We start from the raw sequence: 14384 nt of genomic DNA, 5'->3' as shown, positions 1-14384 counted from the left end.
GTCCCGCCGTCCCCCGCCGTGCCGCCGGCCGCTCCCGCGCCCGGTGGCTGGGGAGGCCACCCGAGCGGCCCCGCCGCGCCGCCACAGGACCACACCGGCCATCTGCGGCTGCCGCCGGGCGACCCGGTGGAGGTGCCCGTCCACTCCGCCCAGCCCGCCGCGCCGGACGTCGCGCACACGGCGGTGGCGGTGCTGCTGATCGGCCCGGCAGGCGCCGGCAAGACCACCGTCGCCCGCTACTGGGCGGACCGCCGCAAGGTGCCCACCGCGCACATCAGCCTCGACGACGTCCGCGAGTGGGTCCGCTCCGGCTTCGCCGACCCGCAGAGCGGCTGGAACGACCAGTCCGAGGCCCAGTACCGGCTGGCCCGCCGCACCTGCGGCTTCGCCGCCCGCAACTTCCTGGCCAACGGCATCTCCTGCATCCTCGACGACGCCGTCTTCCCGGACCGGCCGGTGGTCGGCCTCGGCGGCTGGAAGCGGCACGTGGGGCCCGGACTGCTGCCGATCGTGCTGCTGCCGGGACTGGAGATAGTCCTGGAGCGCAACGCCGAACGCAGCGGCAACCGGCGGCTCAGCGACGAGGAGGTGGCCCGCATCCACGGCCGTATGGCCGGCTGGTACGGCTCCGGGCTGCCGATCATCGACAACTCCCGCAAGGACGTGGAGACCACCGCGCGGCTGCTCGACGAGGCCGTCGCCCGCAGCCTGGCCAGCCCGGCCTCCTGGTGACCGGCCGGGTGGTCACCGCCCGGGGAACGAGCCCCACCCGCACCCGTTCGGGTGAACGGCACAGGCCCTCCGCCGCCTGACCGCGCCCGGCGCTCCGACCGGGGCCTGTGCCCGGTCGGATCGGCCGCGGGGAGGCCGGGGCGGGAGCCGTCCGGCCGCGTTCGACCGGCCGTCCGCGACCGACGGCCGTACCCTCACGGTATGTCCGAGGTACACACGGCCCGCCGCGCCCGGTTGCGCGACCCCGCGGGCCGCACGGCGGCCCTGGTGTCCCACCCGGCCAACCTGCGGTACCTCACGGGCTGCGCCCCGCCGGGCGCGGCCCTGCTGGTCGGACCGGACGCCCGGGACACGCTCTTCCTCAGCCCCCACGCCACCGGCAGGCCGACCGCCGACCCGGACGCGGTGACCGCCGCCGACCTCGGCGCCGAACCGCGACGGCTGCCCGAGCCCGGCGACGAGCTGCGTTTCCGCTCGGCCGGAGAGAGCGGCGACCCGGCGGTGGCCGCCGCGCGGACGGCGGCCGACCTCGGCGTCGCGACGCTGGCGGTGGAAGAGCACCACCTGACCGTCGCCCGGCACCGGGCCCTCACCGCCGGCGCGCCGCACCTGCCGCTGGCGGACCTCGGTCGCACGGTGGAGCAGCAGCGGCTGGTCAAGGACGAGGAGGAGATCGCCGCCCTGCGGATCGCGGCGGAGATCACCGACCAGGCGCTCGGCGAACTCCTGGAGTCCATCCTGGTCGGCCGCACCGAGCGGCACCTGGCGCTGGAGCTCGAACGCCGCCTGATCGACCACGGCGCGGACGGCCCGGCGTTCCCCACCTCCGTCGCGACCGGTCCGCACGCCGGAGTGCCCACCCACACTCCCACCGACCGCCGGGTGGAGGAGGGTGACTTCCTCTCCGTGCGGATGGGCGCCCGCTACCGCGGCTACTGCTGCCAGATCGGGCGCACCTTTGTGATCGGGACCGCGCCCGCCGACTGGCAGATCGAGCTCTACGACCTCGTCTTCGCTGCTCAGCGGGCCGGCCGCGAGGCGCTGGCGCCCGGTGTGGAGTGCCGCGCGGTGGACCGTGCGGCACGTCAGGTGCTCGCCGCGGCGGGGCACGGCGGGGCCGTCGAGACGTGCACGGGGCACGGCGTCGGCCTGGAAATCGGTGAGGACCCTCGGTTGTCCCCCTCGGCCATGAGTAAACTTGACGCTCGTGTGCCGGTCACCGTCGAACCGGGGGTCCATCTCCCGGGTCGGGGCGGCGTCCGGATTGACGACACACTCGTCGTCCGCTCCCTCGCGGACGGCGGGCCGGAGCTACTTACCATCACGACCAAGGAGCTGCTCGCCCTCTAGCACGCTAGCGGCGCGTTCGAACCAAGCCCCTGGCCGTCCAAGCAGCAGTCTCAGGAGATTCCGCCACCGTGGCCACCACGAACGACCTCAAGAACGGCATGGTGCTCAAGCTCGACGGGGGCCAGCTCTGGTCCGTCGTCGAGTTCCAGCACGTCAAGCCCGGCAAGGGCCCTGCCTTCGTGCGCACCAAGCTGAAGAACGTGCTCTCCGGCAAGATCGTCGACAAGACGTTCAACGCCGGCACGAAGGTCGAGACCGCCACCGTCGACCGGCGTGGCATGCAGTTCTCGTACATGGACGGCGAGTACTTCGTCTTCATGGACATGGACACCTACGACCAGATCCATGTCGACCGCAGCACGGTCGGTGACGCCGCGAACTACCTCATCGAGGGTTTCGAGGCCACCGTCGCGATGCACGAGGGCAGCCCGCTGTCCGTCGAGCTGCCGGCCGCCGTCGAGCTGGTCATCGAGCACACCGAGCCCGGCGTCCAGGGCGACCGCTCCACCGGCGGCAGCAAGCCCGCCAAGCTGGAGACCGGCTACGAGATCGGCGTCCCGCTGTTCATCACCACCGGTGAGAAGATCAAGGTCGACACCCGCACCGGCGAGTACCTCGGCCGGGTGAACAACTAACCGTGGCCGCTCGCAGCAAGGCCCGCAAGCGTGCCTTCCAGATCCTCTTCGAAGCCGACCAGCGCGGCAGCGGCGTCACCGACGTGCTGGCCGACTGGATCCGGCACGCCCGGACCGACAGCCGGCAGCCGCCGGTCAGCGAGTACACGATGGAGCTGGTCGAGGGCTACGCCCAGTACGCCGGCCGCATCGACGAGCTGATCTCCACGTACGCCGTCGACTGGCCGCTGGACCGGATGCCGGTGGTGGACCGCAACATCCTGCGGCTCGGCGCCTATGAGCTGATCTGGGTGGAGGACACGCCCGACGCGGTGGTCATCGACGAGTGCGTCCAACTCGCCCGGGAGTTCTCCACCGACGACTCCCCGGCGTTCGTCAACGGCCTGCTCGGCCGGTTCAAGGAGCTGGCGCCCAAGCTCCGACGCGTCTGACGGTCGGCCGCCAGGCACGGACACCCACAGGGGCCCGGAACGCATCCGCGTTCCGGGCCCCTGTGTCGGTGTGTGGCGCCCCGGTTCTCGCAGGTCGGCGCCGACCGCGCTGCGGTGACGTTTCTTCACCGCGGCGTGCCGCCGACGCCTCCCACGGACCTCGGGTCGGGTCTCAGACCTCCTCGTGCGACACCGCGCGGCGCGCGTCGGCGTCGAGCACGCCCCAGCTGATCAGCTGCTCGGTCAGCACCGAGGGCGACTGGTCGTAGATGACGGCCAGCGTGCGCAGGTCGTCCTGACGGATCGAGAGCACCTTGCCGTTGTAGTCACCGCGCTGGCTCTGGATCGTCGCCGCGTAGCGCTGGAGCGGACCGGCCTTGTCGACCGGCACGTGCGCCAGCCGCTCCAGGTCGAGCACCAGCTTCGGCGGCGGCTCGGCGGCACCGCCGGGAGTCGTGCCCGGCAGCAGCTCCTGGACGGGGACGCCGTAGAAGTCAGCCAGCTCGGCGAGGCGCTGAACGGTCACCGCGCGGTCGCCGCGCTCGTACGAGCCGACGACGACAGCCTTCCAACGACCCTGCGACTTCTCCTCGACGCCGTGGAGGGAGAGGCCCTGCTGGGTGCGGATCGCGCGGAGCTTGGCCCCGAGCTGTTTGGCGTATTCGCTGGACATAAAGCTCCCCGGAAGAGGTTGTCGTAACTCACTGTGAGGTTACGCAGCGTAATGTCCGCCGTCAAGCTGAGGGCGCTCCCGGCCCGCTGACCAGCGACGGCCGCCCGCCCCGCCGCCCCCCGACGGCAGTCGCCGGGATGCCTCCGGGGCTCCGACGGGCGGTGTCCGAGCCGCCTGGTAACGTGGCCTCGTACCAGACGTCCTTTAAGGCCCGTCCAGTGAGGCGGGGAAGGGGGTCCAATCAGCATGGACAACAGCAGCGCGCCGCCTCCGGCGGCCCCCGCGGCCCGCCCGGTCCTCGAAGGCCCGGACATCGCCCGCGTACTCACCCGCATCGCCCACGAGATCGTCGAACGCGCCAAGGGCGCCGACGACGTGGTGCTCCTCGGCATCCCCACCAGGGGCGTGCACCTGGCCAGGCGGCTCGCCGGCAAGCTCCAGGAGATCACCGGGCGTCCCATCCCGGTCGGCTCCCTCGACATCACCATGTACCGCGACGACCTGCGGCTGAGCCCGCCGCGCACCCTCGCCAGGACGGAGATCCCCGGCGACGGCGTCGAGGGCCGACTGGTCGTGCTCGTCGACGACGTGCTCTTCTCCGGCCGTACCATCCGCGCCGCGCTCGACGCACTCGGCGACCTCGGCCGCCCGCGCGCCGTGCAGCTCGCCGTACTGGTCGACCGCGGCCACCGCGAGCTGCCCATCCGCGCCGACTACGTCGGCAAGAACCTCCCCACGTCGCTGCGGGAGACGGTCAAGGTCCAGCTCACCGAGGAGGACGGCCACGACGGCGTCCTGCTCGGCGCGCGCGCCGCCACCGGACAGTAAGCCGCCCCCCGGCGCGGGGCCCTGCCCACAGGGCCGCCGTGTGGCACCGGCCTGCCCGCGCCGAACCGCCCGAACCCACCACAAGGCGACAGAAGGCACCCCGATGAAGCGCCACCTGATCTCGGCCGCCGACCTCACCCGGGACGACGCCGTGCTGATCCTCGACACCGCCGAGGAACTCGGCAGGCTCGCCGACCGGCCGATCAAGAAGCTCCCCACCCTGCGCGGACGCACCGTGGTCAACCTCTTCTTCGAGGACTCCACCCGCACCCGCATCTCCTTCGAGGCCGCCGCCAAGCGGCTCTCGGCCGACGTCATCAACTTCTCCGCCAAGGGCTCCTCGGTGTCCAAGGGCGAATCACTCAAGGACACCGCGCTGACCCTGGAGGCCATGGGCGCAGACGCGGTGGTCATCCGGCACCACGACTCCGGCGCGCCGCACCGGCTCGCCACCTCCGGCTGGATCGGCGGCTCGGTCGTCAACGCCGGCGACGGCACCCACGAACACCCCACCCAGGCGCTGCTCGACGCCTTCACCCTGCGCCGACGCCTGGGCGACGGACCGGGCACCGACCTGGCGGGCCGCCGCGTCACGATCGTCGGCGACATCCTGCACAGCCGGGTCGCCCGCTCCAACGTCCATCTGCTCAGCACGCTCGGCGCCGAGGTCACCCTGGTCGCGCCGCCCACCCTCGTCCCAGTGCGCACCGAGAGCTGGCCGTGCGAGGTCTCCTACGACCTCGACGCCCAACTGGCCAAGTCGGACGCGGTGATGATGCTGCGCGTCCAGCGGGAGCGGATGAACGCCGCCTACTTCCCGACCGAACGCGAGTACGCCCGCCGCTACGGACTCAGCGGCGAACGCATGGCGAGGATGCCCGAGCACGCCGTGGTCATGCACCCCGGCCCGATGAACCGCGGCATGGAGATCAGCGCCGAGGTCGCCGACTCGCCCCGCTGCACCGCCGTCGAGCAGGTCACCAACGGCGTCAGCATCCGGATGGCCGTCCTGTACCTGCTGCTCAGCGGCGCCGACAGCGGCCCCCAGCCCGCCGAGCCCACTCCGGCGAGCACTCAGACGAACGCCCCCACCACCACCCGCACCGAGGAGAGCAAGTGAGCCAGAACAAGATCCTGATCCGCGGGACCAAGGTGCTGGGCGGCGACGCCGCCGACGTCCTCGTCGACGGCGAGACGATCAGCGCGGTCGGCACCGGTCTCGAGGCGGCCGGCGCCACGGTGATCGACGCCGACGGCCTGGTCCTGCTGCCCGGCCTGGTCGACCTGCACACCCATCTGCGCGAGCCCGGCCGCGAGGACTCCGAGACCGTGCTGACCGGTACCCGGGCGGCCGCCGCCGGCGGCTTCACCGCCGTGCACGCCATGGCGAACACCTTCCCCGTCGCCGACACCGCCGGTGTCGTCGAGCAGGTCTGGCGGCTCGGCAAGGAGGCCGGCTACTGCGACGTGCAGCCCGTCGGCGCGGTCACCGTCGGCCTGGACGGCAAGCAGCTCGCCGAGCTGGGCGCCATGCACGAGTCCGCCGCCGGCGTCACCGTCTTCTCCGACGACGGCAAGTGCGTGCACGACGCGGTGATCATGCGCCGCGCGCTGGAGTACGTGAAAACGTTCGACGGCGTCGTCGCCCAGCACGCCCAGGAGCCCCGCCTCACCGAGGGCGCCCAGATGAACGAGGGCGAGGTCTCCGCGGAGCTCGGCCTCGGCGGCTGGCCGGCGGTCGCCGAGGAGTCGATCATCGCCCGCGACGTGCTGCTGGCCGCGCACGTCGGCTCCCGGGTGCACATCTGCCACCTGTCGACCGCGGGCTCGGTGGAGATCGTGCGCTGGGCCAAGTCCAAGGGCTGGAACGTCACCGCCGAGGTCACCCCGCACCACCTGCTGCTCACCGACGAGATGGTGCGCTCCTACAACCCGGTCTACAAGGTCAACCCGCCGCTGCGCACCGCCGAGGACGTCACCGCGCTGCGCGAGGCGCTGGCCGACGGCACCATCGACTGCGTCGCCACCGACCACGCCCCGCACCCGCACGAGGACAAGGACTGCGAGTGGGGCGCCGCCGCCATGGGCATGGTCGGCCTGGAGACCGCCCTGTCCGTCGTCCAGCAGACCATGGTCGACACCGGCATGCTCACCTGGGAGCAGGTCGCCGACCGCATGTCGCACGCCCCGGCCCGCATCGGCCGTCTCACCGGACAGGGCCGCCCCGTCTCACCCGGCGAGCCCGCCAACCTGACGCTGGTCGACCCGGCATACCGTGGAGCCGTGGACCCCGCACACTTCGCGTCCCGCAGCCGCAACACGCCCTACGAGGGCCGTGACCTGCCCGGCCGCGTCACGCACACCTTCCTGCGGGGCCGGGCCACGGTCATCGACGGGAAGCTCACGTGAAAACAAGCCTGCTCATGCCCCTGACCGACCTCCTCGCCGGCGAGACCGTCGAGCAGAAGTCCCGGGAGGTCACCGACTGGGGCGCGCACATCGGCTGGACGATCGGCACCCTGCTGTTCATCGCGCTGCTGTACTGGCTCATGCGCCGGGGCTGGCAGCGCCGGGCGACCCTGCACGGTGAGTTGCCCGCACCGCAGGCGCTACCGGCCGAGACCGGCAGCGCCCGACTCACCCTCACCGGCCGCTACCACGCCTCCACCACGGCAGGCCAGTGGCTCGACCGGGTGGTCGCCCACGGCCTCGGGACCCGCAGCCAGGCCGAGCTGACCCTCACCGAGCAGGGGCTGAGCATCGTCCGGCCCGGTGCGGCGGACTTCTTCGTCCCCGCGAGCGCCCTGCGCGGCGCCCGGCTGGACACCGGCATCGCCGGCAAGGTCCTCACCCAGGGCGGGCTGCTGGTGATCACCTGGCAGCTCGGCGACCAGCAGCTCGACTCCGGCTTCCGCGCCGACCACCCGGCGGAGCACCACGCCTGGGTGAAGGCGATCAACGAACTCTCCGGCGGCCCCGCCGACGCGGCCGCCACGCACCACCAGGAAGGCGCACGATGACCGCCCCAGCAGACCCAGCAGGCACCGCCCGCACCGTCGGCAGAGGCCGCAAGGAGCCGGCCGTGCTCGTCCTGGAGGACGGCCGCACCTTCCGGGGCCGCGCCTACGGAGCCGTGGGCGAGACCTTCGGAGAGGCCGTCTTCTCCACCGGCATGACCGGATACCAGGAAACCCTGACCGACCCGTCCTACCACCGCCAGGTGGTGGTCATGACCGCCCCGCACGTCGGCAACACCGGCGTGAACGACGAGGACCCCGAGTCCCGCCGCATCTGGGTCTCCGGCTACGTCGTGCGCGACCCCGCCCGCATCCCGTCCAACTGGCGCTCGGTGCGCTCGCTGGACGAGGAGCTGACCGACCAGGGCGTCGTCGGTATCAGCGGCGTCGACACCCGCGCCCTCACCCGGCACCTGCGCGAGCGCGGCGCCATGCGGGTCGGCATCTTCTCCGGCGCCGCTCTCGCCGACGAGGCCGCCCTGCTGGAGCGGGTCCGCAAGGCCCCGCAGATGAAGGGCGCCGACCTGTGCGGCGAGGTCAGCACCGACCAGCCCTACGTCGTCCCGGCCCTCGGCGAGAAGCGCTTCACCGTCGCCGCGATCGACCTCGGCATCAAGGGCATGACCCCGCACCGGATGGCCGAACGCGGCATCGAGGTGCACGTGCTTCCCGCCACCGCCACCCTGGAGCAGGTGTACGCGGTCAACCCCGACGGCGTGTTCTTCTCCAACGGCCCCGGCGACCCGGCCGCCGCCGAGCACCCCGTCGCGCTGATGCGCGGCGTGCTGGAGCGCGGTACCCCGCTCTTCGGCATCTGCTTCGGCAACCAGATCCTCGGCCGGGCGCTCGGCCTCGGCACCTTCAAACTGAAGTACGGCCACCGCGGCATCAACCAGCCCGTCCAGGACCGCGCCACCGGCAAGGTCGAAGTCACCGCGCACAACCACGGCTTCGCCGTCGACGCCCCGCTCGACGGCGCGTTCGACACCGCCTTCGGACGCGCCGAGGTCTCGCACGTCTGCCTCAACGACAACGTCGTCGAGGGGCTGCGGCTGCTCGACCGCCCCGGCTTCAGCGTCCAGTACCACCCCGAAGCGGCAGCGGGTCCGCACGACGCCGCCTACCTCTTCGACCGCTTCGTCACCCTGATGGAGGGCCAGCGTGCCTAAGCGCACCGACATCAAGTCCGTCCTGGTCATCGGTTCCGGCCCGATCGTCATCGGCCAGGCCGCCGAGTTCGACTACTCCGGCACCCAGGCCTGCCGCGTGCTCAAGGCCGAGGGCCTGCGCGTCATCCTCGTCAACTCCAACCCGGCGACGATCATGACCGACCCGGAGATCGCCGACGCCACCTACGTCGAGCCGATCACCCCGGAGTTCGTCGAGAAGATCATCGCCAAGGAGCGCCCGGACGCGCTGCTGCCGACCCTCGGCGGCCAGACCGCGCTCAACACCGCGATCTCGCTGCACACCGCCGGAACGCTGGAGAAGTACGGCGTCGAGCTGATCGGCGCCAACGTCGAGGCGATCAACAAGGGCGAGGACCGCGACCTGTTCAAGGAGGTCGTCGAGGCCGTCAACGCCCGCATCGGGCACGGCGAGTCCGCCCGCTCGGTGATCTGCCACAGCATGGACGACGTGCTGGCCGGCGTCGACCAGCTCGGCGGCTACCCCGTCGTCGTCCGCCCCTCCTTCACCATGGGCGGCGCCGGCTCCGGCTTCGCCCACGACGAGGACGAACTGCGCCGCATCGCCGGCCAGGGCCTCACTCTCTCCCCGACCACCGAGGTGCTCCTGGAGGAGTCCATCCTCGGCTGGAAGGAGTACGAGCTGGAGCTGATGCGCGACCGCAACGACAACGTCGTGGTCGTCTGCTCCATCGAGAACTTCGACCCGATGGGCGTCCACACCGGCGACTCCATCACCGTCGCCCCCGCGATGACCCTCACCGACCGCGAGTACCAGGTGCTCCGGGACGTCGGCATCGAGATCATCCGTGAGGTCGGCGTCGACACCGGCGGCTGCAACATCCAGTTCGCGGTGAACCCCGAGGACGGCCGGGTCATCGTCATCGAGATGAACCCCCGCGTCTCCCGCTCCTCCGCGCTCGCTTCCAAGGCCACCGGCTTCCCGATCGCGAAGATCGCAGCCAAGCTCGCCGTCGGCTACACACTCGACGAGATCCCCAACGACATCACCGAGAAAACGCCGGCCTCCTTCGAGCCGACGCTGGACTACGTGGTCGTCAAGGCCCCGCGCTTCGCCTTCGAGAAGTTCCCCGCCGCCGACTCCACGCTGACCACCACCATGAAGTCGGTCGGCGAGGCCATGGCGATCGGCCGGAACTTCCCCGAGGCGCTGCAGAAGGCACTGCGCTCCCTGGAGAAGAAGGACAGCCAGTTCGACTTCGCCACCCCCGTCGCCGAGCTCGGCGACAAGGCCGAACTGCTCGCCGAGATCCCGCGCCCGACCGACGGCCGGATCAACGCCGTGATGGCGGCCATCCGGGCCGGTGCCACGCCCGAGGAGATCTTCGACGCTACCCGCCTCGATCCCTGGTTCGTCGACCAGCTCTTCCTCGTCAAGGAGATCGCCGACGACCTGGCGGCCGCCGAACGGCTCGACTCCGAACTGCTCGCCGAGGCCAAGCGCTACGGCTTCTCCGACGCGCAGATCGCCGGCATCCGGGGACTGCGCGAGGACGTGGTGCGCGAGGTGCGGCACGCGCTCGGCGTCCGCCCGGTCTACAAGACGGTCGACACCTGCGCCGCCGAGTTCGCCGCCCGCACCCCGTACTTCTACTCCTCCTACGACGAGGAGAACGAGGTCGCGCCGCGCGAGAAGCCCGCCGTGATCATCCTCGGCTCCGGGCCCAACCGCATCGGCCAGGGCATCGAGTTCGACTACTCCTGCGTCCACGCCTCCTTCGCGCTCAGCGAGGCCGGCTACGAGACCGTGATGGTCAACTGCAACCCCGAGACCGTCTCCACCGACTACGACACCTCCGACCGGCTCTACTTCGAGCCGCTCACCCTGGAGGACGTCCTGGAGATCGTGCACGCCGAGCAGCAGGCAGGACCGGTCGCCGGTGTGATCGTGCAACTCGGCGGGCAGACCCCGCTCGGCCTCTCCCAGGCGCTCAAGGACAACGGCGTGCCGATCGTCGGCACCTCGCCCGAGGCCATCCACGCCGCCGAGGACCGCGGCGTCTTCGGCCGGGTGCTCACCGACGCCGGACTGCCCGCGCCCAAGTACGGCACCGCCTACTCCTTCGACGAGGCCAAGGCCATCGCCGCCGGCATCGGCTACCCCGTCATGGTCCGCCCCTCCTACGTGCTCGGCGGACGCGGCATGGAGATCGTCTACGACGAGCCCTCCCTCGCCGGCTACCTGGAGCGGCACGCCGGGCTCATCTCCGAGCACCCCGTGCTCATCGACCGCTTCCTCGACGACGCCATCGAGATCGACGTCGACGCCCTCTACGACGGCACCGAGCTCTACCTCGGCGGCGTCATGGAGCACATCGAGGAGGCCGGCATCCACTCCGGCGACTCCGCCTGCGCGCTGCCCCCGATCACCCTCGGCGGCTACGACATCAAGCGGCTGCGGGCCTCCACCGAGGCCATCGCCGAGGGCGTCGGCGTGCGCGGGCTGATCAACATCCAGTTCGCCATGGCCGGGGACATCCTCTACGTCCTGGAGGCCAACCCGCGCGCCTCCCGCACCGTGCCGTTCACCTCCAAGGCCACCGCCGTACCGCTGGCCAAGGCCGCCGCGCGCATCTCGCTGGGCGCCACCATCGCCCAGCTGCGCGAGGAAGGCCTGCTCCCGGCCGTCGGCGACGGCGGCACCCTGCCGATGGACGCGCCGATCTCCGTCAAGGAGGCGGTCATGCCCTGGTCGCGCTTCCGCGACGTGCACGGCCGCGGCGTGGACACCGTGCTCGGCCCGGAGATGCGTTCCACCGGCGAGGTCATGGGCATCGACTCCGTCTTCGGCACCGCCTACGCCAAGTCCCAGGCCGGCGCCTACGGCGCGCTGCCCACCAAGGGCCGGGCGTTCGTCTCCGTCGCCAACCGGGACAAGCGCTCGCTGATCTTCCCGGCCCGCGAGCTGGTCGCGCTCGGCTTCGAACTGCTGGCCACCACCGGCACGGCCGAGGTGCTCAAGCGCAACGGCATCAACGCCACCATCGTGCGCAAGCTGTCGCAGGGCGAGGGCCCCGACGGCGAGAAGACCATCGTCCAGCTCATCCACGACGGCGAGGTCGACCTCATCGTCAACACCCCCTACGGCACCGGTGGCCGCCTCGACGGCTACGAGATCCGCACCGCCGCCGTCGCCCGGGGCGTGCCGTGTCTGACGACCGTGCAGGCACTGGCCGCCGCCGTCCAGGGCATCGAGGCGCTGGGACGCGGCGCGGTCGGTGTGCGCTCCCTCCAGGAGCACGCCGCGCACCTCATCGCCGCCCGCGACGGCGAGTGAGCGCGGGCCGGGGGCGCCCCTCGCGGCGCCCCCGGCCCTCCCCACCAGGCCGTCCCGACGCGACCAGTTCGACGCGACCACCACTGCGATAGGCGACAGACACCCATGTACCGCCTCCTGTTCCGACTGCTCTTCCAGCGCATGGACCCCGAACGCGCCCACCACCTGGCGTTCGCCTGGATCCGCGCCCTCGCCCGGGTACCGGTGGCCCGCACCTTCGCCGCCGCGCTGCTCGCCCCCCGCCACAGGGAACTGCGCACCGAGGCGCTGGGGCTGCGGATGCACGGCCCCTTCGGGCTCGCCGCCGGCTTCGACAAGAACGCCGTGGGCATCGACGGCCTTGCCATGCTCGGCTTCGACCACGTGGAGATCGGCACCGTCACCGGGCAGCCGCAGCCCGGCAACCCGAAGAAGCGGCTGTTCCGGCTCACCGCCGACCGCGCGCTCATCAACCGCATGGGCTTCAACAACGACGGCTCCCAGGCCGTCGCCGACCGGCTGGCCGCCCGCGAGGCGGTCTTCCGCACCACCGTCGGCGTCAACATCGGCAAGACGAAGGTCGTGCCCGAGGACCAGGCGGTGGAGGACTACGTCACCTCCACCGAACGGCTCGCCCCGCACGCCGACTACCTTGTCGTCAACGTCTCCTCCCCGAACACGCCCGGCCTGCGCGACCTCCAGGCCGCCGACCGGCTGCGCCCGCTGCTGACCGCCGTACGGGAGGCCGCCGACCGGGTCGTCACGGACCGCCGGGTGCCGCTGCTGGTGAAGATCGCGCCGGACCTCGCGGACGAGGACGTCGACGCCGTCGCCGACCTCGCCGTCGACCTCGGCCTGGACGGCGTCATCGCCACCAACACCACCATCCAGCGCGACGGCCTCGGCCTGAACTCGCCGCACGAGCTGACCGCGGAGACAGGCGGACTGTCCGGCGCGCCGCTCAAGGACCGCTCGCTCGCGGTGCTGCGCCGCCTGTACGCGCGGGTCGGCGACCGCATCACCCTGGTCGGCGTCGGCGGCGTCGAGACCGCCGAGGACGTCTGGCAGCGCGTCCTGGCCGGTGCCACCCTCGTCCAGGGCTACAGCGCGTTTGTCTACCAGGGCCCGCTGTGGTGCCGCCGCCTCCACCGCGGGCTGGCCGACCTGCTGGCCGCCAGCCCGTACGCCACGCTGGCCGACGCGGTGGGCGCCGACGTGCGCGAGGCCGCCGCCCGCGACAGCGAGTCGTCCGGCGACTCCTCCGACGACCAGACCACCCGGAAGGCGGACCCCCGGTCATGACCACGCCCACCCCCTTCGGCGCCCGGCTGCGCCGCGCCATGGACACCCGCGGGCCGCTGTGCGTGGGCATCGACCCGCACGCCGCGCTGCTCGCCGACTGGGGCCTCGACGACAACGTGGCCGGCCTCGAGCGGTTCACCCGCACGGTCGTCGACGCGCTCGCCGACCGGGTCGCGGTGCTGAAGCCGCAGTCGGCGTTCTTCGAGCGGTTCGGCTCCCGGGGTGTCGCCGTGCTGGAGAGCGCCGTCGCCGACGCCCGGGACGCCGGGGCCCTGGTGCTCATGGACGCCAAGCGCGGCGACATCGGCTCCACGATGGCCGCGTACGCCGCCGCCTACCTGGACCCGGCCGGCCCGCTGTTCTCGGACGCCGTGACCGTCAGCCCCTACCTGGGCTTCGGCTCGCTGCGACCGGCGCTGGAGGCGGCCGAACGGGCCGGCTCCGGGGTCTTCGTGCTCGCCCTGACCTCCAACCCCGAGGGCGCGGAGGTGCAGCGCGCCACCACGGCCGGCGGCGGCACGGTCGCCCAGGCCGTACTCGACCGGATCGCCGAGGAGAACGCCGGCGCCGACCCGCTCGGCTCGGTCGGCGCGGTGGTCGGCGCGACGCTCGGTGACACCGGCGCGAACCTGGCCGTCAACGGCCCGCTGCTGGCGCCCGGCATCGGCGCGCAGGGCGCCACCGCCGCCGACCTGCCGAAGGTGTTCGGCGACTCGGCGCGCAACGTGGTGCCGTCCATCAGCCGCGGCGTGCTCCGGGCCGGCCCCTCCGCCGCCGCCCTGCGGGACGCGGCCGCCGCGGCCGCCGAGGAGCTGGCCAGGGCGCTGGGATAACCGCCGGCGGGCCCGGAAGGACGCCGTTCGGGGCCACTTCGGAGTGGATGGTCGATACAGCGATCGAGTCCGAGGCCTTGACAGTGCTGTGCTTTGTCCGGAAAAGTCCTGGTCGAGTC

General features: G+C 72.2%; 13 protein-coding genes. 12 read left to right on the top strand and 1 reads right to left on the bottom strand.

The window, feature by feature from the left end; all coding sequences use genetic code 11:
• The 4 genes from FNX44_RS05270 to nusB all read left to right on the top strand — a co-directional run.
• A partial coding sequence (locus FNX44_RS05270) for an AAA family ATPase (RefSeq protein WP_153506880.1) occupies positions 1 to 732 on the top strand: 732 nt, incomplete at its 5' end.
• A 201-nt stretch (positions 733 to 933) separates the two neighbouring features.
• Positions 934 to 2082, top strand: a complete 1149-nt coding sequence (locus FNX44_RS05265) for an aminopeptidase P family protein (RefSeq protein WP_143646772.1) — start codon at positions 934 to 936, stop codon at positions 2080 to 2082.
• Positions 2083 to 2150: 68 nt separating this feature from the next.
• Positions 2151 to 2717 carry an elongation factor P gene (gene efp / locus FNX44_RS05260; protein ID WP_143646771.1) on the top strand — a complete coding sequence of 189 codons (567 nt, stop codon included), beginning with the start codon at positions 2151 to 2153 and terminating at the stop codon, positions 2715 to 2717.
• Between the two features lie 2 nt (positions 2718 to 2719).
• Positions 2720 to 3148, top strand: coding sequence for a transcription antitermination factor NusB (gene nusB / locus FNX44_RS05255; RefSeq protein WP_143646770.1), 429 nt, complete (start codon positions 2720 to 2722; stop codon positions 3146 to 3148).
• A gap of 172 nt (positions 3149 to 3320) precedes the next feature.
• Here nusB and bldD read toward each other — a convergent pair whose 3' ends face one another.
• Positions 3321 to 3821 (bottom strand): transcriptional regulator BldD, encoded by a 501-nt coding sequence (bldD, locus tag FNX44_RS05250; RefSeq protein ID WP_143646769.1) that lies wholly within the window; start codon positions 3819 to 3821, stop codon positions 3321 to 3323.
• 246 nt (positions 3822 to 4067) lie between these two features.
• Between bldD and pyrR the strand changes: the two genes are divergently transcribed.
• The 8 genes from pyrR to pyrF all read left to right on the top strand — a co-directional run bounded on the left by pyrR (position 4068) and on the right by pyrF (position 14265).
• Entirely contained in the window at positions 4068 to 4649 is a 582-nt protein-coding gene (gene pyrR / locus FNX44_RS05245; protein WP_143646768.1) for a bifunctional pyr operon transcriptional regulator/uracil phosphoribosyltransferase PyrR, read from the top strand.
• A 103-nt stretch (positions 4650 to 4752) separates the two neighbouring features.
• Complete coding sequence (locus FNX44_RS05240; protein ID WP_143646767.1) at positions 4753 to 5769, top strand: aspartate carbamoyltransferase catalytic subunit; 1017 nt, start codon at positions 4753 to 4755, stop codon at positions 5767 to 5769.
• The gene (locus FNX44_RS05235; protein ID WP_143646766.1) at positions 5766 to 7058 is read left to right on the top strand and encodes a dihydroorotase; all 1293 of its coding nucleotides are present in this window, start codon (positions 5766 to 5768) and stop codon (positions 7056 to 7058) included. The genes FNX44_RS05240 and FNX44_RS05235 overlap by 4 nt, the downstream gene beginning before the upstream one ends.
• Positions 7059 to 7072: 14 nt before the next feature.
• Positions 7073 to 7669 (top strand): PH-like domain-containing protein, encoded by a 597-nt coding sequence (locus tag FNX44_RS05230; RefSeq protein WP_143646765.1) that lies wholly within the window; start codon positions 7073 to 7075, stop codon positions 7667 to 7669.
• Complete coding sequence (gene carA, locus FNX44_RS05225) at positions 7666 to 8835, top strand: glutamine-hydrolyzing carbamoyl-phosphate synthase small subunit (protein WP_143646764.1); 1170 nt, start codon at positions 7666 to 7668, stop codon at positions 8833 to 8835. Before FNX44_RS05230 ends, carA begins: the two co-directional genes overlap by 4 nt.
• On the top strand, positions 8828 to 12151 hold the full coding sequence (gene carB, locus FNX44_RS05220) for a carbamoyl-phosphate synthase large subunit (protein WP_143646763.1): 3324 nt from the start codon (positions 8828 to 8830) through the stop codon (positions 12149 to 12151). Before carA ends, carB begins: the two co-directional genes overlap by 8 nt.
• A gap of 105 nt (positions 12152 to 12256) precedes the next feature.
• Positions 12257 to 13432 (top strand): quinone-dependent dihydroorotate dehydrogenase, encoded by a 1176-nt coding sequence (locus FNX44_RS05215; protein ID WP_143646762.1) that lies wholly within the window; start codon positions 12257 to 12259, stop codon positions 13430 to 13432.
• Complete coding sequence (pyrF, locus tag FNX44_RS05210) at positions 13429 to 14265, top strand: orotidine-5'-phosphate decarboxylase (RefSeq protein WP_143646761.1); 837 nt, start codon at positions 13429 to 13431, stop codon at positions 14263 to 14265. The genes FNX44_RS05215 and pyrF overlap by 4 nt, the downstream gene beginning before the upstream one ends.
• The last annotated feature ends 119 nt before the right edge of the window (positions 14266 to 14384 follow it).

Source organism: Streptomyces alkaliterrae (assembly GCF_007097205.2).
In the GTDB taxonomy this organism is placed as follows: domain Bacteria; phylum Actinomycetota; class Actinomycetes; order Streptomycetales; family Streptomycetaceae; genus Streptomyces; species Streptomyces alkaliterrae.
The sequence above is the reverse complement of the archived record's forward strand: the minus strand, read 5'-3'. Positions and strand labels throughout refer to the sequence as shown.